At 39.2% G+C, this 23253-nt stretch carries 26 protein-coding genes and 1 pseudogene; 14 read left to right on the top strand and 13 right to left on the bottom strand.

What is annotated here, in order from left to right; all coding sequences use genetic code 11:
- Nucleotides 1-196 precede the first annotated feature (196 nt).
- Complete coding sequence (locus BMF77_RS12435; RefSeq protein ID WP_148763158.1) at nt 197-2080, bottom strand: hypothetical protein; 1884 nt, start codon at nt 2078-2080, stop codon at nt 197-199.
- Nucleotides 2081-2685: 605 nt separating this feature from the next.
- Between BMF77_RS12435 and BMF77_RS12440 the strand changes: the two genes are divergently transcribed.
- Entirely contained in the window at nt 2686-3924 is a 1239-nt protein-coding gene (locus BMF77_RS12440; RefSeq protein WP_148763160.1) for an ATP-grasp domain-containing protein, read from the top strand.
- On the opposite strand, the gene BMF77_RS12445 is transcribed toward BMF77_RS12440, so the two are convergent.
- Both BMF77_RS12445 and BMF77_RS12450 read right to left on the bottom strand, forming a co-directional pair.
- Complete coding sequence (locus BMF77_RS12445; protein ID WP_148763162.1) at nt 3831-4142, bottom strand: hypothetical protein; 312 nt, start codon at nt 4140-4142, stop codon at nt 3831-3833. The two genes, BMF77_RS12440 and BMF77_RS12445, sit on opposite strands and share 94 nt — an antisense overlap.
- Nucleotides 4087-4308 (bottom strand): hypothetical protein, encoded by a 222-nt coding sequence (locus BMF77_RS12450; RefSeq protein WP_246863137.1) that lies wholly within the window; start codon nt 4306-4308, stop codon nt 4087-4089. The genes BMF77_RS12445 and BMF77_RS12450 overlap by 56 nt, the downstream gene beginning before the upstream one ends.
- 10 nt (nt 4309-4318) lie before the next feature.
- Here BMF77_RS12450 and BMF77_RS12455 point away from each other — a divergent pair, with 10 nt between their 5' ends.
- Entirely contained in the window at nt 4319-5221 is a 903-nt protein-coding gene (locus tag BMF77_RS12455; RefSeq protein ID WP_148763167.1) for a CoA-binding protein, read from the top strand.
- A 133-nt stretch (nt 5222-5354) separates the two neighbouring features.
- Here the strand turns inward: BMF77_RS12455 and BMF77_RS12460 are convergent, their stop codons facing one another.
- A complete protein-coding gene (locus BMF77_RS12460; protein WP_148763169.1) occupies nt 5355-6458 on the bottom strand; it encodes an aromatic ring-hydroxylating dioxygenase subunit alpha in 1104 nt (367 codons plus the stop codon).
- Nucleotides 6459-6590: 132 nt separating this feature from the next.
- Here BMF77_RS12460 and BMF77_RS12465 point away from each other — a divergent pair.
- Together BMF77_RS12465 and BMF77_RS12470 are read left to right on the top strand one after the other, a co-directional pair.
- Nucleotides 6591-6766: pseudogene (locus tag BMF77_RS12465) on the top strand (IS630 family transposase); the annotation flags it as partial.
- A 159-nt stretch (nt 6767-6925) separates the two neighbouring features.
- The gene (locus tag BMF77_RS12470; protein WP_148763171.1) at nt 6926-7846 is read left to right on the top strand and encodes a histone deacetylase; all 921 of its coding nucleotides are present in this window, start codon (nt 6926-6928) and stop codon (nt 7844-7846) included.
- A 10-nt stretch (nt 7847-7856) separates the two neighbouring features.
- Here BMF77_RS12470 and BMF77_RS12475 read toward each other — a convergent pair whose 3' ends face one another.
- Nucleotides 7857-8342 (bottom strand): GNAT family N-acetyltransferase, encoded by a 486-nt coding sequence (locus BMF77_RS12475; protein WP_246863138.1) that lies wholly within the window; start codon nt 8340-8342, stop codon nt 7857-7859.
- Between the two features lie 330 nt (nt 8343-8672).
- Here BMF77_RS12475 and BMF77_RS26710 point away from each other — a divergent pair, with 330 nt between their 5' ends.
- On the top strand, nt 8673-8810 hold the full coding sequence (locus BMF77_RS26710; protein ID WP_015078871.1) for a hypothetical protein: 138 nt from the start codon (nt 8673-8675) through the stop codon (nt 8808-8810).
- 35 nt (nt 8811-8845) lie between these two features.
- Here BMF77_RS26710 and plsY read toward each other — a convergent pair whose 3' ends face one another.
- On the bottom strand, nt 8846-9529 hold the full coding sequence (plsY, locus tag BMF77_RS12480) for a glycerol-3-phosphate 1-O-acyltransferase PlsY (protein WP_148763175.1): 684 nt from the start codon (nt 9527-9529) through the stop codon (nt 8846-8848).
- Nucleotides 9530-9554: 25 nt separating this feature from the next.
- Here plsY and BMF77_RS12485 point away from each other — a divergent pair, with 25 nt between their 5' ends.
- Entirely contained in the window at nt 9555-9770 is a 216-nt protein-coding gene (locus tag BMF77_RS12485) for a hypothetical protein (protein WP_148763177.1), read from the top strand.
- Here the strand turns inward: BMF77_RS12485 and BMF77_RS12490 are convergent.
- From BMF77_RS12490 to BMF77_RS12500, 3 genes are all read right to left on the bottom strand, one after another.
- A complete protein-coding gene (locus BMF77_RS12490) occupies nt 9767-10942 on the bottom strand; it encodes a DUF3086 domain-containing protein (protein WP_148763178.1) in 1176 nt (391 codons plus the stop codon). The two genes, BMF77_RS12485 and BMF77_RS12490, sit on opposite strands and share 4 nt — an antisense overlap.
- A 138-nt stretch (nt 10943-11080) precedes the next feature.
- On the bottom strand, nt 11081-11470 hold the full coding sequence (locus BMF77_RS12495) for a DUF3119 family protein (RefSeq protein ID WP_015078874.1): 390 nt from the start codon (nt 11468-11470) through the stop codon (nt 11081-11083).
- A 58-nt stretch (nt 11471-11528) separates the two neighbouring features.
- Entirely contained in the window at nt 11529-12308 is a 780-nt protein-coding gene (locus BMF77_RS12500; RefSeq protein WP_015078875.1) for an MlaE family lipid ABC transporter permease subunit, read from the bottom strand.
- 332 nt (nt 12309-12640) lie between these two features.
- Between BMF77_RS12500 and BMF77_RS12505 the strand changes: the two genes are divergently transcribed.
- Complete coding sequence (locus tag BMF77_RS12505; RefSeq protein WP_015078876.1) at nt 12641-12937, top strand: hypothetical protein; 297 nt, start codon at nt 12641-12643, stop codon at nt 12935-12937.
- Between the two features lie 483 nt (nt 12938-13420).
- Nucleotides 13421-14242: a signal peptide peptidase SppA gene (gene sppA / locus BMF77_RS12510; RefSeq protein ID WP_148763180.1), complete on the top strand. Its 822-nt coding sequence runs from the start codon at nt 13421-13423 to the stop codon at nt 14240-14242.
- 32 nt (nt 14243-14274) lie between these two features.
- Here sppA and BMF77_RS28635 read toward each other — a convergent pair whose 3' ends face one another.
- Nucleotides 14275-14400, bottom strand: a complete 126-nt coding sequence (locus tag BMF77_RS28635; protein ID WP_256370348.1) for a hypothetical protein — start codon at nt 14398-14400, stop codon at nt 14275-14277.
- 51 nt (nt 14401-14451) lie between these two features.
- On the opposite strand from BMF77_RS28635, the gene aroH reads away from it, so the two are divergent.
- The 5 genes from aroH to BMF77_RS12535 all read left to right on the top strand — a co-directional run bounded on the left by aroH (nt 14452) and on the right by BMF77_RS12535 (nt 16470).
- Nucleotides 14452-14865 (top strand): chorismate mutase, encoded by a 414-nt coding sequence (gene aroH / locus BMF77_RS12515; RefSeq protein WP_148763182.1) that lies wholly within the window; start codon nt 14452-14454, stop codon nt 14863-14865.
- 40 nt (nt 14866-14905) lie between these two features.
- A complete protein-coding gene (locus BMF77_RS12520; RefSeq protein WP_148763183.1) occupies nt 14906-15193 on the top strand; it encodes a hypothetical protein in 288 nt (95 codons plus the stop codon).
- 110 nt (nt 15194-15303) lie between these two features.
- Nucleotides 15304-15516 carry a type II toxin-antitoxin system HicA family toxin gene (locus tag BMF77_RS12525; protein ID WP_148763185.1) on the top strand — a complete coding sequence of 71 codons (213 nt, stop codon included), beginning with the start codon at nt 15304-15306 and terminating at the stop codon, nt 15514-15516.
- On the top strand, nt 15509-15727 hold the full coding sequence (locus BMF77_RS12530; RefSeq protein WP_148763187.1) for a type II toxin-antitoxin system HicB family antitoxin: 219 nt from the start codon (nt 15509-15511) through the stop codon (nt 15725-15727). The genes BMF77_RS12525 and BMF77_RS12530 overlap by 8 nt, the downstream gene beginning before the upstream one ends.
- A gap of 395 nt (nt 15728-16122) precedes the next feature.
- Nucleotides 16123-16470, top strand: coding sequence for a hypothetical protein (locus BMF77_RS12535; RefSeq protein WP_148763189.1), 348 nt, complete (start codon nt 16123-16125; stop codon nt 16468-16470).
- A 109-nt stretch (nt 16471-16579) separates the two neighbouring features.
- Here the strand turns inward: BMF77_RS12535 and crtR are convergent, their stop codons facing one another.
- The gene (crtR, locus tag BMF77_RS12540) at nt 16580-17461 is read right to left on the bottom strand and encodes a beta-carotene hydroxylase (protein WP_148763191.1); all 882 of its coding nucleotides are present in this window, start codon (nt 17459-17461) and stop codon (nt 16580-16582) included.
- Nucleotides 17462-18266: 805 nt separating this feature from the next.
- On the opposite strand from crtR, the gene pyk reads away from it, so the two are divergent.
- Nucleotides 18267-20036 (top strand): pyruvate kinase, encoded by a 1770-nt coding sequence (gene pyk, locus BMF77_RS12545; protein WP_148763193.1) that lies wholly within the window; start codon nt 18267-18269, stop codon nt 20034-20036.
- Between the two features lie 649 nt (nt 20037-20685).
- Here the strand turns inward: pyk and BMF77_RS12550 are convergent.
- Both BMF77_RS12550 and BMF77_RS12555 read right to left on the bottom strand, forming a co-directional pair.
- Nucleotides 20686-21537: a hypothetical protein gene (locus tag BMF77_RS12550; protein ID WP_148763195.1), complete on the bottom strand. Its 852-nt coding sequence runs from the start codon at nt 21535-21537 to the stop codon at nt 20686-20688.
- 179 nt (nt 21538-21716) lie between these two features.
- The gene (locus BMF77_RS12555; RefSeq protein ID WP_148763198.1) at nt 21717-22781 is read right to left on the bottom strand and encodes a hypothetical protein; all 1065 of its coding nucleotides are present in this window, start codon (nt 22779-22781) and stop codon (nt 21717-21719) included.
- Between the last annotated feature and the right edge of the window lie 472 nt (nt 22782-23253).

Here is a 23253-nt window from a genome sequence, read left to right on the forward strand (position 1 = left end):
TAGCAATGCTTAATGGTGTCAACTTAACGTAAAACCCATGATTTTGAATCAATCAGATCCCCGACTTCTTTAAGAAGTCGGGGATCTTGTCGTTTTATTATTGCAAGATAGTTCTTCCTTATCAATCTCATGATAACATCTCTGGGTCAGGATGTGTGTATACCGTAGGTCTTTCTTGTAAAAATTACCCAGTCCCCTACTGTGGTTGCCGCATATACCTTTCCTGTCCTTGGGCATTATAGATAAATACAGGAAGTTGAGCATTTTGACTAATGGCTGTGAGAGCATATTTCAAGCTTTGGAAATGACTTTGTATTTGTGGATTATTGGCTTGAAATAATCGGTCATATTCAGGAGTTAAGCGGACACTAATTTTCTGATTCTTGATAGTAAAAGTACAAATCTTAATGGTATTGGTACAAGTGCTATTGAGTTCAGCGCGAGTTTGAGTTAAATCACCATAGAGTTGGAATTGTTCTTGTGCCTGTTTTAGAGATGCTGTATAGGTTTCAATCAGGGGTTCAGCTTGATTGAAATAGGAAGTATCTTGACCCACTTGTTTAACACTTTGTACAGCCTGTTCCCAGGATTTGACTGCTCCTTGCCATTGGTTTTGATTACTATAGGCTTGAGCTTGATTAGCGGCTTTTATAGCTTGTTGATAGGATGTGGCTGCTAATTGTTCTTTTTTAGCGCGATCGCGGGCTACAATAATTTTTGGTTGGTATTCTGCTAATAGCTTGCGGGCATTCTCAGTTTCCAAACTATCTATAGGGATAATCTTTAAGGTATTAATTGCTGTCTGGAAATCAGATTCTACCTTTTGCCATTCGGATGCAGATTTAGCAGTGGCTTGGCGTTTAGTAGCGTTTTCTCCTAAAGTTTTGGCATTGGCAATTTTTTGTACCCATGTTTCCTCTTTAAGCAACTGATCATTAACAGTTTTTAAAGTATTTTGATAATTTGATAAATTAGCTGTTACCAATCCATAGAGTTCATGACTTGGCTTAATTATCTTTAATGAGGTAATTGCCTCTTTCCACAACTTTTGTCTATTGCGTAACTCATCTACACTCTGAGGAGGAGTTTGAGTTTTTTTCTGGGCTGAAGATCCTATTTGTAAGGCTTTTAGCACCTGGTTGATTTTTGTTGACTGTTCAGAAAAACTATTAACCAATACCTGAGAGTCTTGATAACGGGGAGACCACTCAGGAATTTCTTGCAAATCTGCAACTACTTTATCTAGTTGTTGTTGCATTGTTAATAAGTCTTTTTGTGATTTTGTCCGTTTGATCTGCTGCTGATACTCACTTTTAAATTGCTGTGCTGTTTGTAATTCTTTACATTCAAAAATTACACAACCACGATGGAGAACGAAAGCACCACTACTGGCAAGGAGGGCGATAACTACAGCCGTACCAATCATTATTGGTACGGGGGGAAGTGATAGTGATAATTGTCTTTTTCTGGGTTTGTCTGCGATATTCGCAAAAGGAGCAAACTTTTCTTCAATGTCTTCAATTTTCTCAACTTCGTTTTCATCCAGAGATAAATGTGAATCTGGTAGTAAATAATCTGAGAAAGATTCTTCGGAACTGGGAAGAAATGAATCAGTAATGGGTTCGTCTTCGGTTTCTGTAATTGGAGATGATGGTGTTTGAAGATCAGCAGAAATAAAGAGACTGTCTCTCTCATTTTCTATGTTCACTGTTTCTCTTTCTCTGTCTACTGTAGGAATTGGAAATTCATCCTCAGTTTCTTGTTCTGAATCTATACTGGGAATTTGAAAATCTAGGAAATATTGAGCATAGGGACGCTTTTCACCGGCAATTCTCAAGAAAAATTGTACCCGTTGAGTTTGGTAGTTGAATTGCCATTGCAGTGCTTGTTCTAACACCTCAAAAACTTGCTGTATGTCAACTAACACATCAGCAGGATGTTGAGTTAAAATCATCAATTCATCATTTCTGATGGCGCATTTGACCTGGAAATCCTGACTATCAAGCAGTTGAGCCACTAATCTTTCCTGCAAGATATCGCTTAAAACTTGTAGATATTGTTGTTGAACTGTTGCTTCCATAAAGCGTTACTGCCACTCTTTCTATATAGTTTTGATTATCAAGGGGACTGGGAATTTAGGACTAGAGACTAGTACCGCAGGGCGGAATTAAAAATTAACAATTAAAAATTAAAAAAGCAGATGGTATAAGCTTTTTAGGGATTTTTTAATGGTTATCTTACTTACGCCGCAGTGTACTAGTAGTCTGTCAAAGACATTTTGACGGGTTTTTGGTAGTGCGGGCATACTTCGACCCTTCGATCCTTCGACCCTTCGACAGGCTCAGGGCATCGCTTGCTCAGGGCATCGCTTGCTCAGTATAAGTCTTGCCCGCGTGAGCGAGACGCTCACACTACAGTCCATCATTTTTATCTTGACAAACTACTAGTTTTACATCCAATAGAATCAGTTTCTAGCAGAAGGTTAAATTTGTCACGAAGAATACAGTCAAGGGTGATAATTTAGACTTCTATTTTTTTATACAGCTAGATTATAAATTAGACAATCCAATGACAAAATAAATTTTCAGTTAAGCAAAACCAAATTCTATAATTTTCGGTATTGGGCAAAATATCAGATAGCATCTAAGAAAGCGCGTTAGACTTGTCAATACAAGGTGTGTCTCAATGGATTTATTGGAGTATCAAGTTAAAGAATGGTTTGGTAAAATCGGGATTCCGGTCTTACCATCTCAAAGAATAGACCATCCCACAGATTTAAAACGGTTAAAAATTCGTTATCCGATTGTTCTAAAATCTCAGGTACAAGCAGGGGAAAGGGAAAAAGCTGGTGGAGTTAGGATTGTAGAAACTACGATTGATGCGATCGCGGCTGCACAGAATATATTTAATTTACCAATTTGGGGACAATTGCCGGAGGTTTTACTGGCAGAATCGAAGTATGATGCCCAGGAGGAATTTTATCTAGCTGTAGTTTTAGATACTGCGCTGTGTCGTCCCGTTTTATTGGGTTGTACAGAAGCCAATATTGACTGGGAGACAGGAGGGGAAAAAATTCAGCACGTGGTGGTAGAACAGGAATTTTCGCCATTTTATGCCAGACGACTGGCTTTGAAAATGGGTTTGCAGGGTGAGTTGATGCAAACTGTGAGCGATATTGTCGAGAAGTTGTACCAGTTATTTGTGCAAAAGGATTTGGATTTGGTGGAGATTCATCCTCTGGGTGTGAACTCTGCTGGTCAAGTGATGGCGCTCAATGGCAAGGTTAGGGTGAATAAACAAGCTATTAATCGTCATCCTGAAATAGCTGAAATGGCTACGAAACTGGTTGGTCTTCTTCATGGTAATAAAAAAGGGAGCGGCTTGTTGAGTAGCTGGGATGGGATAGAAATGCCAGGTAAGATTTGTATATTAGGTAATGGGAAAGGTTCTGTGTTAACAACTTTGGATGAGGTTGTTAATGCTCATGGTAAACCTGGTAAATGTGTCAATTTGCGCCATTCTTTTATGAGTGATACTAAACTGACAACTTTTGGCGATCGCCTGATTAGCAGTTTAACAAGTTTGGCCAGTGATGTGAACAGTCAAGTTATTTTAGTCAACTTTTTGGGGACTATTCCTCAAGTTGACCAACTCCCCGAAATTATTACCGAATTCCTCCATTTGGACAGAATTGAAATTACATCTCAAATGTCATCTTCCAATGGAAATAAAAATCAGCAACCATTAAATTTACCCTATTTAGTCCTCCGTTTGGCAGGTTCTGAATTTAATCATGTTAGAGAAAATTTAGTTCCACTACAAACCTCTAATCAATCGCTGATAGTTGTAGAAAATTTAGATGAAGCAGTTAAGGAAGCAGTTCGTTTAGCTAAGTTATCTGTGCAGAAAAAAGGGAATATGTAAAAAGCAAGATTTTTACCAATTACAACTAACAACTGTACGGGCGAAGCATTTGGAGAACTATTTTTGGCAATGACCGATAATTTATCTTCTAAATGCTTCGCCCCTACTAACAACTGTACGGGCGAAGCATTTGCAGAACTATTTTTGGCAATGACCGATAATTTATCTTCCAAATGCTTCACCCCTACTAACAACGAACAACTGTACGGGCGAAGCATTTGGAGAACTATTTTTGGCAATGACCGATAATTTATGTTCCAAATGCTTCGCCCCTACTAACAACTGTACGGGCGAAGCATTTGGAGAACTATTTTTGGCAATGACCGATAATTTATCTTCCAAATGCTTCGCCCCTACTAACAACTGACAACTGACAACTGACAACTGACAAAATATGAATTTAACAACAGAAAGTAAAGTTTTAATTCAGGGATTTTGTGAATTTATCTCAGCAACTCATATTGCTCAAATGCAGGCTTATGGCACAAATTTAGTAGCTGGTGTCAATCCTGGGTATGGTGGAAAACAAATATATAATCTACCAGTGTTTGATTTGGTAGAGGAGGTTGTGGCCAAATTTGGACAGATTGACACCACAATCATTTGTGTTCAACCTTATCAGGTTTTGGATGCAGCATTGGAAGCGATCGCCTCTAACATCCCCCAAATCATCATTACCACCGCTGGAGTCCCACCGCTGGATATGGTACAACTCCTTCGCAAAACAGAAGCTGGTGAGACTTTAATTATTGGCCCCAATAGTCCAGGAATTATCGTTCCTGGGAAAATTCTCCTGGGGACTCACGAACGCGAATTTTATATCCCTGGTTCTGTGGGAATTGTTAGCCGTAGCAGTACACTTACCTATGAAGTCGCTTGGGAATTAACAAAAGCGGGTTTGGGGCAATCAATTGGTGTTAGTATTGGTAGTGATGCGATTGTTGGTTCTTCATTCCTGCAATGGTTGCAAATTCTTGATGAAGATGAGACCACAGAAGCAATTGTTTTAATCGGACAACCTGGTGGAGAAAGCGAAGAAGCAGCAGCACAATATATTACAGAAGCAATTGATAAACCTGTAATTGCCTATATTGCTGGTAGACACGCACCAACGACACAAAATTGGCAAGAAACAGGGACTTTAGCCAGTGTAATTGGACGTTCTGCGAATTTTGGTACAGCAGAAAGTAAATTGGCTGCTTTTAAATCTGCAAAAATTCCTGTCGCTGATAGTCCCTCTCAAATTCCTAAATTGCTGAAAAATATTCTCATTCCCCAAAGTGTAACCACTAAATAACAGCTAAACACAAAATTAGTATGTATTTATACGATTTTGAAATTTTTTGGTCGTTATACTTATGATTAGGTTCTACCTGGGAATTGATGAAGTGGCCAGTCCACTTCATTTTTATTGTCAAAATCTAGATTTTTCAGTCATTAACTAATTCATCTCGCCATTTTTCACGTTTTTCTCTCTCTTCACGCACTTCTTCTTCCCGTTCCCGTGACCGCACTAATAGCCAACTTTCCCATGTCAGGGGTTTTTGTCGTTCTAAATGGTTAATAAATTGCATAATTGATAAATCTGCTTTGAGGGGAGTTTTTAAATCAAACTGCATGGTTTCTAAAATTTTATCATTAGTTTTGAGTAAGCGATCGCTAATTTTTTTCCCGATCTTTAACATCAATTTATTAATTAACTTTCCTAAAATACCTTGACGTTTTTTGCACATAAATAGGGTTTGACCTGCTGTTTTTCCCCCTGGTAATAACCGAGTTGTAAATATTATATGTAGCTGGGTAGAGTCATTAGTAAAGGAAACTATACTTGTTGTCCCATACCAATAGCAAACACTGTAATTAAAAGAATTATTAAAAAACCGTCGGTAGAGATTTAGCCAAAATGATTTTCCATTAATATTTGTAATCGTGCTAAAAATAATAGCATTTTGATTAAGTTCTTGTTTCTCCAAAACCATTTTTAATGGTAATTTATTAACTAAATTAATTTGTTGAGTATCAATACCCTGAAGAAGTAACACATTGGGATGACAATCAATACTAAATTGCGAACCGAGAGAAAAATCAAAATCTTGGTTTTCCCAATCTAAAACAAAAGGTAAAGGTTGCTGGGGAGTTTCCCCTGTCCAAACCCAAATCATTCCATATTGTTCTGCTGCTGGCCAAGTTTTAGCTTTAAGAGATACAGGTTCATCTACATTAGGAATACCAACACAAATACCTTCTGCATCAAATTTCCACCGATGTAAAACACAGCGTAATTCATTACCTTCAATTTTACCTTCAGCTAAACTCGTACCCATGTGAGGACAGTAAGCATCTAAAATAACTGCACGTCTATCTTTACCACGATATACGACTAAATCCTTCCCAAAAATTGTCACAGCTTTAATTTCACCTATCTGCAAAGATTGAGAAGGTAATACCCAATACCAACCTTCAACAAAACTCATTGATTGGTTGAAAATTTTAGGTTTACGAACCGAGTTAAGATTATCTATATTTGTGTTCATTTTTAGGGTTTTCACTTGCAGTGAAGCGGTTGATCTATTCCTATCATGAACAACTTGAAAAAACAGTTATTTTCAGTACCGTCAGCAGAAATGAATTAAAAATTAAAAATTAAAAGTTAAAAATTGAATTACCAATTACCAATTACCAAGGATATTTGGTTACAAGCCAAAACATGGTTCGACGTTTTTGTGCGTTGATACCAACATTTTCTCATTTAAAATGGATGTTTGAATGGTTTATCCGACACACTACCTTTGATTTTCCCACGCTTCAGATGTACGGAGCTTTTTCAAAAATCAAATATTAGTCCTATATCACCTCTTATAATTATCCCCCAGATCCCCGACTTCTTGAAGAAGTCGGGGATCTATACGATCTATACTTCACCTATTGGTGTAATATATCATTTTAATCAGTTTCTTGACTTTCACCTATCTTACATTGCGGATTCTGGATATAGAAATGTATGTTACAAGTTATTTATTCTGACGAATTTTTAGATCACAAAACGGGAATCTACCACCCAGAAAAACCTGAACGGTTGACAGCAATAGTCAATGCTTTAAAAGCTGCAAATTTTGCCGAAGAAATCACATGGAAAATACCTACACCCGTAACATCAAAACCATCTTTAATGTCTTGGATAGAAAATGTTCATTCTACAACCTATATTAACAAAGTTAAAGATATCTCCTCCTCCGGTGGTGGTTATTTAGACGGAGATACTCCCATTTCTCCCCGCAGTTATGATGTAGCATTATTGGCAGTTAGTGCTTGGTTAGATGGAGTAGATACAGTTCTTGATACAGCAAACAAAGCTTTTGTATTAGCGCGTCCGCCTGGGCATCATGCGGTAAGTGATACAGGAATGGGATTTTGTTTATTTTCTAATGCTGCAATTGCAGCTTTATATGCTTTGCAACAGCCTGGAATTCAGCGCGTTGCTATCCTAGATTGGGACGTACATCACGGAAATGGGACGGAAGCAATAGTAGAAACTCACTCAGAAATTGCTTATGTTTCTCTTCACCAGTATCCAGCTTATCCCGGTACAGGGAAAGCTTCTCAACAAGGTTCACATAATAATGTCTTGAATTTACCTGTTCCCCCTGGTAGCGATATTACCGTCTATCAACCATTGTGGGAAAGAAAAATCTTACCCTTTTTAACTAATTTTTCGCCAGATTTACTGATTATTAGTGCTGGTTATGATGCTAATACTAATGATCCTTTAGCGAGTGTAAATTTGCAACCAGAAGATTTTGGTTTATTTACAGAATACTGCTTAGGTATAACCAAAAAAATTATGTTTGGTTTAGAAGGTGGTTATGATTTACCAAGTCTGGCTGAATCTGTAATTGCTACTATTAAACCTTGTATATGTTAGTATTTTTTAGTTAGTAAAATTCAGAATTTTGTTTTTTACTAATTTTATATTCCACTATATTTAAGACTTTACCACTCTCGTTAATCAGATCATACTCTCTACCAATTTTACCTCCCATTTTTTCCGCAACCCTACGGCTGGCGGTATTTGCTTTATCCAAATCATATCTAAGATATTCATAATCTAAGTTTTCTTCAGCCCATAATTTCAGGGCTGCAATTGTTTCCGTGGCGTAACCTTGTTTATATGCTGATTTTTTCAGCCAAATTCCATATCGGGGGTATTTACTATTAATTTTATGTATCCCACTACATCCTAAAAACTCTTGAGAATCTTTCTTTAAAATCACAACTACTAACTCTTCTCCTTTTTCCATTTTTAGTAAAGATTGATTAATGAAAATTTCAGTATCCTGAATTTTTTCCGATGGTTTTGAAGATAAATAAGTCGTAACTTCCTGAGTAAATTCTCTAAAAATATCTGCCTTATATTCCATTGATATAGGCTGTAATAACAGACGGTGTGTAGATATCTTGAATTGGAGGAGTTCCATAGTTAGCACCAAAAGCTAAGTAATTATTAGAACAATCAAAATTACAACAATACTGCTATCAAAGTAGATCCAATTTTTACTTTCGGTGTTTTTCAGTATTGTACTTAACCGAATATAGTTAAAAGTTATCAAATTTTTAGTAATAAAATTTTGTCATCATGCCATGAAAGAGCTAAAGTTTTGTTAAGATCCGATTACAAGGAATTCAGTCACCTGGCTGTGAAGAAAAATTAGATAGTACCAGTAGCTGTATAAAGTTCAGAAGGTGAACAAATGACCACCTATATTTTTTTTGACCAAGCTCTTCAGATGCTTGTCAGTGCCTTTCTCGCGTCAGCTATCATGCTAATCGCCGTTTCAAGTATAGGTTTAGCCGTGATTGAAACCATTGAAAAAACAGGAGACAGTTAAAACTACGCTTCAAAGTAGGGACAGGGCTGAAAAAGTCAATAAGTGGTTTGTTCTGTTGGCGTTTCTGCCTTTTGTCCAATTTTTGGTTCTGTACCCGCAATTAATCGCTCAATATTGGTGCGGTGACGGATAATTACATATAAGCCGCCAGCAAAACCAAGAAGAATGTAGGCTAAAGGTTGATGAAAAATTACCATTAAAATAGAAACCGCTACAGCCCCAGCAATAGAACTTAAAGACACAATTCTCGAAATGGCAATTACTACCGCAAAAACCCCTAATGTTGATAATCCTACCTGCCAACTAATAGCTAACAAAATTCCCACACCACTAGCCACAGATTTACCACCAGTAAAGCCGAGAAAGATTGATTTACTATGTCCTAAAAGGGCAGCTAAACCAGCTAAAGTGACTAAATAAGGTTGCCAAATTTCGATATTTACAATTGGTGGAATTAAGTTTTGAGTAGTAGCAATACTAAATAAAGCGTAACCTAAATTTATTGCTAATCCTCCTTTCAAAGCATCAATTAATAATACAAATGCCCCGGGAATTTTTCCCAAAGTTCTCAGAACATTAGTTGCACCAGTTGAACCAGAACCAACTTCCCGAATATCAATTCCTTTTAATAGCTTACCTGCCAGATATCCAGTTGGAAAAGAACCAAAAAGGTAAGCTAATAAAATCACCACTCCACACAAACTTAACCAAAGAAACATAAATTTGTCAGTTGTTAGTTGTCAGTTGTCAGTAGGGGCGAAGCATTTGGAAGATAAATTATCGGTCATTGCCAAAAATAGTTCTCCAAATGCTTCGCCCGTACAGTTGTTAGTTGTTAGTTGTTTTGCCAATCACCAATCACCAATCACCAATCACCAATCACCAATCACCAATCACCAATCACCAATCACCAATCACCAATCACCAATCACCAATCACCAATCACCAATGACTAATTAAAAATCATCGTCAAAATTCCGATCTTTCATAGTTTTCGGGTCAGGGGCAAAAGCTAACCAGAGAGGGAATTGCAGTAAAGCTAAACTAATTTGTTCCTCAGAATCATCAATGATAATAAAAGGCATTTGATTGGCTGTAACTAATCTCTCGGCTTTTTGGGCTAAAGCTGTCGGTGCTTCAAATAATACCACTCCTCTGTCGGGGCCAAAATCAGGACGACCAATACCTAAACAATCTTGTAAACCGCGTCGCCATTCGCCTAAACGTTCTGGAGTATTTGCTAAAATCAGAGTTCGCACCCTGTCCCCATATAGTTGATGTAATATAGAAACTGCCGACGAAGCAATTAAAATATTCTGTAAGCGGCTACCCATTGTCCGCAAAGCACCCCGTCCACCTAAGGTAAATAACCAATTTGATAGTTTTTCGGCGTGAATTGGTTCAAAAGTCCGGCGTAACTGCCAGGGTGGTCCATAATAATCTGGCTGGTTACGATATTGGTCAAGCAAGCGGCGGATTTTTTTAGTAGTATCCTGAAACTGCTGTTGTCCAAGTTGTGGGGCTTCTAATTGTTCTTTAACAGGTTTTGCTTCTCCCTGTGGTGGTTTTTCCCGTTCTCGGACAGGTTGTACCAGTTGCATTTGTTCCGCCGCTGATGCCAAATCCTGTAAACTGCCTGTGAGATAGTCCTTAAAACCTTGTACCCGAATTGCTATATCTTGAGAAGTCCCCGCAAAAGTAGTCCGCATTTCATTGCGAATGCGTTCTTGACGACGTTCGAGTTGTTCTACAGAAATTTGTAAAGTTTGTTTGCGTTGTTCTAACTGCGATAATGACTCTTGGACAACTTGTGAAAGTGCGATTTGGGTTACACTTACTTGCTTCTGAAGGGTTTCATAAGTAATTTCCAATTGAGTAATTTCTGCTTTTAAGTCTGCTGACCTATGCTGCAACTGGATTACTTTTTGCGCTGGTTGTGTATATAGTGAATCTGCCGATTCTAATGCTGTTGTTTCTGTGGTTAATGACGTTACCAATTCACCAGATGCTTCAGCTTCTAATTCTAAATCAGCAGATGGTTTTTCTAGTATTTCATCTGTAGGAGGTTGCACTTCTATTTGTTCCAACCACTCATTTATGGTTTCTGGAGTTTGAGATTCTTCTGGGTTCATAAACAACAATATAAATTTTCAGACTTACTGAATTCAGCTATGAAATTCTCTTACTTTAATTTATGGCTGACACCGCACTATCAAAACTCTTCCCTTTGCGCCTTTGCTCCTTTGCGACTCTGCGCGAAACAACAAAATCTAATCAATGCGTGGACAACGTTCTTCTAAACAAGATTTTAAGGTTTTGGGGTCAAATAAAATTGGCAAAAAGTGAATACTATTCACTTCTTTAAAATAGAACAAAATGGGAACTCGATTCCAGAATATTCGCCAATTTTGCCATTCTTGGTAAGGAAAACGCTTAATTAACTTTTCTCCTCTATAAAGATCAAAATCGGTAGCGGTAAATTGAAAGCGTAGTGTTACAGCTTGCAACATCAAAAACAAACCCAATAACGTCAATATTCCTCCCAACCAAGGTTGTACTAATAGTACGGGAATAGCGCCCAAGACTAAGACAACAGGAATATTGTAACTTGGCTTTAGTTCTACTGTTGATATGGTGTTAGGTGTCAATGAACTGGTCAAAATCTTTTCTCCTACTTACATAATTCGTAATTCTTAACGACTCTATCTTGCCTCTAAATCATTTTACTAATCCACTACCCGGCCCCTGAAACATGACCCAAGACAGAAAGAAGTTGCTAATGAATATAACTAATAAGGCAGTGACAACAGCAGTTGTTGTTGATTGTCCCACACCTTTAGCACCTCCAGTAGTGGTTAAGCCCCAACTACAACCGATAATGGCGATTAATACACCAAAGCAAGCAGCTTTAATCATAGCACTGCCAATATCCCAGATATCGAGAAAGTCACGCGCTGAGTCTAGAAATACTGTATCTGAAAGGTTGTAAATATGAGTGGCTATAAGCATTCCCCCAGACATTCCTGTAATTAAGGATAACAAAGTTAAAATCGGCAGCATGATGAAGCAAGCCAGAAGCCGGGGAATGACTAGATAATCAATAGGATCTGTTTTTAACATTAACAGAGCATCTATTTGTTCTGTGACTTTCATTGTGCCGATTTCTGCCGCAAAAGCCGAACCTACCCTTCCAGCTAAAACTACTGCTGTTAATACGGGGGTAAGTTCTCTCGTCAATGCTACTGCTAACACGCCACCAACGAGGTTTCCTGCCCCAAAATTGATGAACTCCCTTGCTACCTGAATTGTAAATACTGCACCCACGAATATGGCTGTTAATAGGGCAATAAAGAAGGAGTCGGGTCCAACTATCGCCAATTGTTCTAGGGTGTTCCGGCGGTGAATTTTACCTTGGATTAGGTGAAATAAGACTTGTCCACCTAAAAATATCGCGGCCAGCAATCGCTGACTCCATGTTTCTAAACTGGATTTAGCCATTGGTCACTGGTAGTGGGGAATGGAATTAACATTACTAATATGCAAATTATTAACTTAGTTTACGACTAGTCTCATAAAATTGAGCGAGTTTTTACAGTGTTTTTACTTCTAGTAAACTCCACACTGAGATACAAACCCTGATTATTTCATGGTTTTACAGATTTGAAACATCAAAAATACTCAATGCACCTGGAGTAACTATTACCAGTACAATTTAATGAAAACTTAAGATTCTTGACGAAATAAATGTTTGGGAGCGATCGCCAGTATTGTAGAGAGTGGCAGATAAATTTTCGGCTATCTCTCAAGTTTCCCACTTACCGCGAGATCTTATGACTATTTTTAGTAACTTTTTTCGCTCTCTCATCCTCACCACCATTTTTAGTTTTCTTGTCCCTGTCTTCTTCATTGGGGGTTTGTTGGTGGTTTTATGCCTTTTTGGCTATGTCCCTGGGCTACAAGGGATAATTTCCGATGTCTCTATCCAAATTCTGCATTTTCTCGCCACTTTCGGCAGTGGTAGTTCCTTTAACGGTCTCTTGACAATTGGTCTGACTTGTGGCTTTGTCGGGGCGTTATTTGATATCTATGTTTATTACCGCTATCAAATTCTCCGCACTGACTCTTAAAAGTTAATAACGCATCAAATCAGTGTTGATGATTTACACAATCAAAAACAAGTAATCTTAACCAGTCGTGAATTTTAGCTAATTTTTCTAAAAGCTATTGGCCTTGGGCTGGAAAATTCTGTTTTTTAATGTCCTTATTTTCCCAAATGCTTGTGTAGTGCAGTGGTACGACACAATATTTTCAGATGTCTATATTTAGTAAAAGCAAATATTTTTCAATACTTGTCTTTTGCTCCTTAAACATACCAAATAAAACTACACATCAAATCTAAAAATTTCCTAAAGCTTTTCAATAATGATCTAGCTGCTAACTTTTATTCATAGCCAGGAGAGGACAAAACAATTCAAAATAAAAAATTGTTACTCCCTGTCCCCTTCCCAAGCCCTAATTCCCAATCGGATTAAAGGTAAAGCCCGTTAGCTTCACCCTAGGCGTTCTATATTAAAGATATTCACAAAGATTAAAAAGTTATTTGATTGCCCATGATTTGGCCATTTAAGCCCAACTTTCGGAAACAAATTGCGCGGATTGAAGTTAGCGGTGCCATCGCTGGTGCAACCCGTAGGCACGTCCTAGAAGCCTTGAAAACCGTAGAAGAAAGTAAATTTCCCGCTTTACTGCTACGCATTGATAGTCCTGGGGGTACAGTGGGAGACTCCCAAGAAATCTACAGCGCCCTGAAGAGATTAGCTAAAAAAACCAAAATTGTCGCCAGTTTTGGCAATATTTCTGCCTCTGGAGGCGTTTATATTGGTATGGGGGCAGAACATATCATGGCGAATCCAGGCACGATTACAGGCAGTATTGGGGTGATTTTGCGAGGAAACAACCTAGAAGTGCTGCTGGAAAAAATTGGCGTTTCTTTTAAGGTCATTAAGTCAGGACCCTACAAAGATATATTAGCTTTTGATCGGCAACTAACAGAACCAGAAGAAACTATTCTGCAAGACTTGATTGATTGTAGCTATCAACAATTTGTGGAAACGGTAGCAGAAGCTCGTTCACTAACTGTAGAAAAGGTAAAAAGCTTTGCTGACGGCAGGATTTTTACCGGACAGCAAGCCTTAGCGTTGGGCGTTGTCGACCGCTTAGGAACAGAAGAAGATGCACGACGGTGGACAGCAGAATTAGTAGGACTTGATCCTGATAAAACTCTTTGCTATACGCTAGAAGAACGGAAACCATTTTTGAGTCGTGTTTTACCGGGAAGTCGTCAAGCTAAATCGGTTATTGGTGCGGGAATCAATTGGCTAGAATTTGAAGTTTCTACAAGTGGTTTACCTATGTGGTTATATCGTCCATAGTAAAGTTGTCATTGGTCATTAGTCATTAGTCATTAGAAGTAGGAAACAACTGACAACTGACAACTGACAACTGACAACTGTACGGGCGAAGCATTTGGAGAACTATTTTTGGCAATGACCGATAATTTATCTTCCAAATGCTTCGCCCCTACTAACAACTAACAACTGACAACCAACAACTGACAACTGACAAAAGGAGGATTTTAGAAGTGGAATGGCAAATGCGAGCAATTCGGGGTGCAACAACCGTTGCAGAAAACAGCGTCGAAGCAATTCGAGATTCAGTGACAGAATTATTAGATGAATTGGAGCAAAGAAATCAACTCCAACCGGACGATATGATTAGTGTGACTTTTTCAGTAACAAAAGATTTAGATGCTATTTTCCCAGCAGCGATCGCTCGCAGTCGTCCTTTGTGGGATAGTGTAGCTATGTTAGATGTCCAACAAATGCACGTTGAAGGCAGTTTACCGCGCTGCATTCGCTTTCTCATTCACGCTAATTTACCAACTTCTACGCCAATTCACCACGTTTATTTACGTCAAGCGGCTAAATTGCGTCCTGATTGGAGTTTACCCCAAACGTTACAAACTTCACAGCACGTCATGGAGACGAAAGTTTAAAATTAGCAGGTCAATAACATAATTAAAAGTTAGCGCATTCATGAGCTATTACAGTGGTGACGCGGCTGCTCAACCTGCTGCTATTGGTGGGAGTATTTTCACTCATCGGGGTACTGGTGTATGTGTAAAGTTAGACGCTTTTTTGGATATTCTCACCAAGGGTGAAGAGCCGCTTGTCATTGTCACCAGTGAAGGTTATTTTACGAAAATATATAAGTATGTGACGGCGTATAAGGGTTTTGTGTTTTTCACAGAATCCTTAGATAAATTGGAATTTGGTAGCAATATTGAAGTGATTTACGCCCAGAGTTTAGGGACGGATATTTGAAGTTACAATTGACAAGGTAAAATATTGAAAATAACTATTTAACTGGAAAAAGTTGGTTGTCTTTCAATATCTGACTAGATTGGCATATATAAGACTAATTTTGAAAAAAGATGCCAAAAAAGATTAGAGAACTTAAACAAATACTTGTCCAGGCTGGTTTTACCGAACTACCAGGAAAAGGAAGTCATACGAACTGGATACATCACTTATATTATGGAAAGGTCACGATTTCAGGCAAAGACGGAGCAGATGCTAAACGCTATCAAGAAAAAGAAGTAAAACAGGCAATTGAGTCAATAGTGGATAAGAAAGAAGATGAATAAACTCAAGTACCAAATGATTATCCAGTGGTCTGAGGAAGATAATTGCTTTTTAGTAGGATTCCCTGACTTTCCAGGACAAAAATGGCGCACTCATGGGGATACATACGAGTTAGCAGTAACGAATGGAATAGAAGCCTTAGACTCTCTGATTATTGCTTATGAAGCTGCGGGTGATGCACTTCCAGAAGCAACAGTTTGTAATGCAGCATAGGCAAGCATTGAAGTAAAATAACCCAACAATGCTGGTTGGGTTTTCTGACCTGGTTTTTGGGTTGATTAAATCATATTATTACGTATAATTACTGTATGTTACCAAGCCAATAGTTAATACATTATACTCACTGTTGTTGTCTTAAATACAAAATCGGGCGATCCTTGGTTACAGAATCCTTAGATAAATTGGATTTTGGTAGCAATATTGAGGTGATTTACGTGCAGAGTTTAGGGACGGATATTTGATACAGCAGATTTCGCTCTAATGAGGTACAAACTTGAATTATGAAACTCTTGTAGTGCGGGCATCTTGCCCGCTGGATATGTACCTCATAACACCGGAAAGTGCTGTAAAATAAATCAGAAAGCATTCTAGTAAGTATATAAAAAATAATGGATGAAGTAGTTAGAAAAGTTGCTGCTTTAGGCTTGCCTGGTGTGTTACTTGTAGTTACAATGGCTACTACTGGTCTTGTAGGGGCTGCTGCTATCACAACAGCTTTAGCAACACTTGGTGGTCCATTTGGTATGTTAGGTGGTATTGGTTTACTGGGAATAGCAGCATTGGTTTCTGATGCTCTAGGTAAATATGGTATAGAAGCAATACTTATTGCAGTTTATAATGAGCGTCGCAAACAAGAGTCTAGAGAAAAGCTGTGTAGAGAAATTGATGGTTTAGCTATTTCTAGCGACTTAAAACGCAGACTAAAAGAAATTGTTGGTTGTTGTTTTCCACACTAGCTTTGTAGAGTGTGTTAGAGAGCGTTAAAACCGACAGTTTGTAACGCAGCAGAAGGAAAGCTTTACACTTTGTAGAGACGTTCTAGAAAACGTCTCTATTTTAAACAAATCAATGATGAAAATGAATACCTATGAAAACATCATAGACAAACTCAAAAAAGTCCTTCTTCTGCAATAACCCCGAAGTTTGCGGACTACCCTTTTCATCCAATAACGGCTTCATCAAATAATAAGCTGGCTGGTAATTATACCAAGGAATCGAAGGCCAGAGATGATGAATTAAATGATAATTCTGCCCCAAAATCAGGATATTGAGAACCTTACCAGGATAGACGCGGGCATTTTTCCAGCGATTTCGCTCCACAAAAGGACGGTGAGGTAAATAATCAAAAAATAAACCCAAAGTTATTCCCACCAAAAAAGCAGGAATAAACCAAAAGTTAAGAATATAGCCCAAAAAATGATATTGGACAGAAATATAAACAATAGTAATGACAATTAAGCGACTAATAAACCATTCTAGTAGTTCATAATTCCGCCATAACCGTCTTTGAAAGAAAAATACCTCATGGTACAAAAATCTCACCGCAATTAACCACAGGGGACCACCCGTAGAAACATAATGATCTGGGTCATCTTTGGGGTGATTGACATTACCATGATGCTGTAAATGTACTCGTGTAAATACTGGAAAAGCAAAAACTAGGATTAAGGCACTACAATGCCCTAAAATAGCGTTAACAATTCTATTGCGATGGGCTGACTGGTGACAAGCATCATGAATCACCGTTCCTGAACAATGTAGTGCTAGAGTATTGACACTAAAACACAACCAATGCGGCCATTCCCAAAGCCAATACCCAAAGTTAGACAAAACCAACATCATCACTACGACTAAAAACATCAATAGCGTCGGGTTAAAATCACCAGGAGGTGATAAAAGTTCTTTGGGGGGAATTGTCAGTGGCTTCTGTGCCTCCGACGTGAGCATTCTTAACTCCTTTAATAATCAATCTTTACGGATCATAGTTGTAAAAAATATAGACAAATATTTTTTACTTTGAAAGTTTTACCTTTACTGGGGAAACTACAATCCCCTTTATCCCATCAGCTTTCATCATTAGGGATTGCTTTTATTGTTTTTTATTCTCTGATTGATTATCTCGATCTGATGTGATTTACTTTTTAGTTCCTATAGATTCGGATTGTTTACCGACTTCGCACCCCAAAAGGACTTGCACCCAACACTCAGATGTCTTCGACTCTTGAGAATATAGTTTTATTTTATGGGCAATTTACCATGAATGATAAAATTTGGCTATAAAATTACCAGAAGTTTACCAATAATCTTAATACATTTATCTATATTTGGTAATGTCTGTTTATAAAATCAGTGAAGTTTACCAATACTATTAATGTTAGTTAAGAGTAAAGTTGTGTAAAGCAAGATTTATCCACAGTCCTGTTGAAGAATCCATAAATGAGGTTATGATTCTTTGCTAAACCAGGGCTTTTAGATAAAAAACCCTCCCAGAGGAAGCTTGCCAATCAGATTAGTGTACGATATCAAATCTATACCATGATCACCTCTCTAACTGCTTATAACATTGATATGGTAGTGACTGAAAAAGAGAGTCCGTTTAATTCATACCCATTTGTAAAATGATGACGATAAATGGAAAAATGATTTGCTGATACACTCGGTCTTTCATCATCCAAAATCTCAAATCTCAAATGGTATGAGACAACATGACGATAAATTCCCAGGTAGATCCCAAAAATCTTGAACCCAGCCCATGACGAAATTAAGAGATTCTCAGTGCCGAACTAAAATTGTTGCTACTATTGGACCGGCTACCAGCAGCCCAGAAATGCTGAAAGCGATTATCGAAGCGGGTGCAACAACCCTGCGGCTAAACTTCTCCCACGGAACTCATGCTGACCATCAGCGTAGTATTCGGTTAATTCGGCAAACTGCTTTTGAACTGAATAGACCAGTAGCAATTCTGCAAGACTTACAGGGGCCAAAAATCCGCTTGGGTCGGTTTGAAACTGGTTCGATAATTTTAGCAAAAGGCGATCGCTTCACGTTAACAAATCGCCTCATCGAAGGAACACAGCAAATAAGCTGCGTTACCTACGATTACTTAGCAGATGAAGTTCCCGTTGGTTCAAATATCCTCCTCGATGATGGCAAAGTCGAAATGGTAGTGGAGGAAATTAACCACGAAAAAGGTGATTTACATTGTCGGGTTACAGTTCCCGGTAAACTTTCCAACAACAAAGGTGTTAATTTTCCGGGAGTTTACTTATCCATTAAAGCCATGACCGACAAAGACCGCGAGGATCTGATGTTCGGTCTAGACCAAGGTGTTGACTGGGTAGCCCTTTCCTTTGTCCGCAATCCCCAGGACATTATCGAAATTAAAGAACTAATTTCTAGCACCGGCAAAAATGTGCCTGTGGTTGCCAAAATCGAAAAGCACGAAGCTATCGAACAAATGGAAGCAATTCTGTCTTTGTGTGACGGCGTAATGGTTGCCAGAGGTGACTTAGGGGTAGAATTACCTGCCGAAGATGTACCCGTACTGCAAAAGCGGCTGATTGCTACAGCCAACCGTTTGGGAATTCCCATCATTACCGCCACCCAAATGCTCGATAGCATGGTCAGCAACCCCCGTCCCACCCGTGCGGAAGTATCTGATGTCGCCAACGCGATTTTAGACGGTACGGACGCGGTCATGCTTTCCAATGAAACCGCTGTTGGTAGTTTTCCAGTGGAAGCTGTAGCTACTATGGCCAGAATTGCTGAACGCATTGAACAAGAAGAAACCCTGAACACCAACTCCCGTCTGTCACGAGACAAAAGGCGTTCTATTCCCAATGCGATTAGCCAAGCCGTTGGTCAAATTGCGGAGAATTTGGGCGCGGCGGCAATTATGACTTTGACACAAACCGGGGCTACAGCCCGCAACGTTTCTAAGTTCCGTCCCAAAACCCCAATTTTAGCCATTACACCTCATGTCAATGTGGCGCGACAGTTACAGATGGTATGGGGAGTAAGACCGCTGTTGGTGCTAGAATTACCTTCTACGGGTCAGACGTTCCAAGCGGCTATTAATGTTGCCCAGGAAAAAAACCTCTTAACTGAAGGTGATTTGGTGGTCATGACTGCTGGTACACTTCAGGGCGTTTCTGGGTCAACGGACTTGATTAAAGTAGAAATAGTCACTGCCGTACTCGGTCAGGGAATTGGTCTAGGACAAGGTTCTGTAAGTGGCCGCGCTAGGGTAGTTCATAATGCTATGGATGCCAGTAATTTCAACCCTGGTGATATTTTGGTGGCATCCCGCACTGGTGTTGATTACGTAGAAGCAATTCGCAAAGCCGGGGGGATTATTACTGAGGAAGAAAGTCTCACAAGTCACGCCGCTGTTATTGGTTTACGTCTTGGTGTGCCTGTGATTGTGGGTGTCAAGGAAGCGACACAGGTAATTAAGGATGGGGCGATTTTGACTTTGGATATGCAGCGAGGTTTAATTTACTCTGGTGCTGTGGGAACTTAAATTCAATCGCTAATCTAATAGCATTAGCACTGCCCCGACTATGAAAGAGATAAGTGGAAGCAGTGCTTTTTATTGACACTCTGCGGTCTAAAGACACGCAGATTCTTTAAGACTTGCTTAAAAAGGATAGTCAATTATCCTCCTAGACGCTCAAGGCAACTACCAGTACGACAGGTATTGCAATTGCGCTTACTTTTGATTTTTTTTTGCTGCTTTTGTGAGTCCATCAATTTTTAATGTTAAACGCTCCATGATTTACCATTGCTTGTTTACCCAGGCTACGGCTATGCCGAGACGAGATAAATCAGGGGTTTCTCCTTAATAAAACACTTCTTTGCGCTGATGGTTATTCCTACTTGCTAATTAATTCTATCATGTCACCGCGAATAAATTCGCCGTTGGCACTTCCTCCACTGTCTAAGAGGATGTTTGAAAAGTGGTATTCCGTAATTTTCATCACATTGCTACCCCCCTTTCCCCTTGTAAAGGGGGGAAACAATAAAAATCCAGTTCCCTCCCCTTTACAAGGGGAGGGTTAGGGTGGGGTAAAAAATATTTGATACATCAACCATAACTTTTCAAACACCCTCTAAAGCCAAGTGGCTTCCGTGCCTTTCGTTCTATTTGGTGATACTTTTGTGATGGAGTCCTATTGAATTGACGTTCTTAATTCTTTGAGAACTTTAGCAATACCAACGAAACCGGTATCCTTATAAAGTTTCCTGAGATCTTCTGCCTCGCTGGTGAGAATAATGCCATTGTAGGCAACAATGGCATCGTTCAGCTTGTTGATATCTACATTTATTGCTGCACCAGATTGAGCAATAACAAGAATAGGTTTCAAAGCTTTATTACTAGCTACTAGCTGTCCTGATGTTGCTTGAGCTATAGGCAGATTTGATAAGGAAGCTTTAGTAGAACCAAACAACCCATCCAGGGCTGCGACTAATGCCTGTGCTTTTTGTGGGGAAATACCCGCAGTAGTTAAACTGTCTGTCAGGGCAACTGCTGCTGCTTGTGATCCAGCACCGCCTGTCAGCAGTGAAACAACGTTAGCACCACCACCACCTGTTGTACTAAGAGTCTGAATAATAGCAGCAGCCAACTGATTCACAGCAACCTGAACTTGCGGTGGAAGAGTGATCACAACAGAGTTTCCCGTTGCACTGTTTGTCACAGTGACGCTACTTGAAGTTGATGCTACGGTCGCTGTTGAAACTGGAATCGTTGTACTAATTGCCGATAGTTCACCTGTTGTGGAAACACCAGTAGTAATGCCGAAAGAAACACCTGGTACTATGGTAGAAGTGATGGTCTGTTCTGTTGGTGTTGATATTACTGGAGGATTGGAGACAGTGCTAGTTTCTGCAACCCCAGTAATAGCACCACTGTTAGTGCCGGCTGTACCACTGGTATTTTGGGCTTGGTTTGGTAATTGCCAAGCCAGTGCCAATAGAGGACTGAGACTGAGGGAAAAAAGGAAATTTCTGATTGTCAACATGATGATTAAGTAGGTGAACACAATAAAACCAAACTGTGTAAAGAAATGTAAAATCGCTGAAAACTTCTTTACTCTTGCCTCTTGCCTCTGGTTACTGAGCGAAGTCGAAGTATTGCCTCTTGCCTAGTGCTATGACGACAATTTTCAACGCCAACCTACTTACTTAAATATTGAGGTGTTTATTTAGGTAAAAAATTGAAACCATAACCTATGCTTAAGGCAAAAACTGTGCCACCAGTGCTGTTACCTGTTAGATCAGCACCTTGGGCTGTAATTGTTAAGGGTAAAGTCGGTACAGGAATAAAGGAAGCCCCAATGTTCAAACCAACTCCACTCCAACCTAGACCCACACCTACTTGGGGATGAACTTGCACACCGACTCCAGTAAATACACCCGTACTGTCATCACCTTGGCGGAAGTCGCCGCCCCCAACCCCTAATGAGAAGGAGATAGGCATTTTATTAACAGGATCATTAGGCTTTAACAGGGAGTAAGTTGTTACCACACCATAGGCGGTGGACGGTCTAAGAGGTTCAGTACTAGCTTTAGTCTTATACTGAGCAAAAGCTCTCCAGCCGGCAGCTACAGCAACTTGATTAGTTCCTTTGGCATAGACAATGCGGTGAGCTTTGAGGTTAAAACTGCCATTGCTACCAAATCTTTTGATACTACCGTTGTTGAAGGACAATTCCAGACCAACTGTTTTTTGGGAGTTACCTAAACCAACACCGAGGCCGATACTTCCGTCTATATCTCTTAGACGGTTACCTCTCGTACCAGCGGTTGCCCCTGTTGCTCCTATGAAAGCGTCACCTATATTAGCTCCGAAGGCACTAGTACCGGCAAAACTGAGTCCTGGTGCGTAAGTTGGCTTAGGCTTGACGATTTTAGCCTTGATTAGGGGTTCAACTAATAACTCTTGACGGATTTTATTGAGATCATTGGTATCACTGTCAGCATTTTGGGCAATTAGTTGTTTTTGCCCAGGAGTAGATTCAACCTTTGGTTTTAAGTCTGCGGCTGTGAATACTCGTTTGGTATCGGCTAAAGAAGTGGTTGTTGCAGTTTTATCTGTAATTAAGTCATTATTGAGATTTGCTGCTACCATGTCATCTGCCGCAGATGCGGAATTAACTGAGATAGTTGTTCCCAGCAGTAAGCTTGGTAAGGTTAGCCATAAACTCAAGTAGACAAAATGTCTGAAATAATTGACTAGCCTAATAGAATGCTTTTTTATCTTCAAAATATTACTCCTCACAAGATATTGTCTGTCAATCCAAAAATGACGGGTAAAGGCAAGCAGGGGGAAAAGAGGGGCAGGGGGAGTAGGGGAGGGAAAAACAGAAGTTTTTTCCGATCATTACCTGTCAAAATAAATTTGAGGAACTACTAGGTTCGCTTTGGGTACTTATTCAGCAAACCCTAACTAACTATTTTGTGTATAAACCGACAAAGACTTGAGCAGACACTTGTGATTATACAGGGAATGTAACTTTAAAAGCAAGCATTAGATACTGTCCGTTTGCTGATTTTGAGATCCAAAGGGGAATTAAAGCCTTGATGCAAAAGGAACTCAGTGATTTTTAAGTAATTCGGTAATTATCGGTAAAATTTATGACTATTGCAGAAGGCTTTCAGAGGCGATTATTTAAGGCACAGGGATAGCATAAATCATAAAATGGTGAAAATCCTACAAGGAATAGAAAATAACATTT

This window comes from Dolichospermum sp. UHCC 0315A, assembly GCF_008121535.1.
Taxonomy (GTDB): domain Bacteria; phylum Cyanobacteriota; class Cyanobacteriia; order Cyanobacteriales; family Nostocaceae; genus Dolichospermum; species Dolichospermum lemmermannii.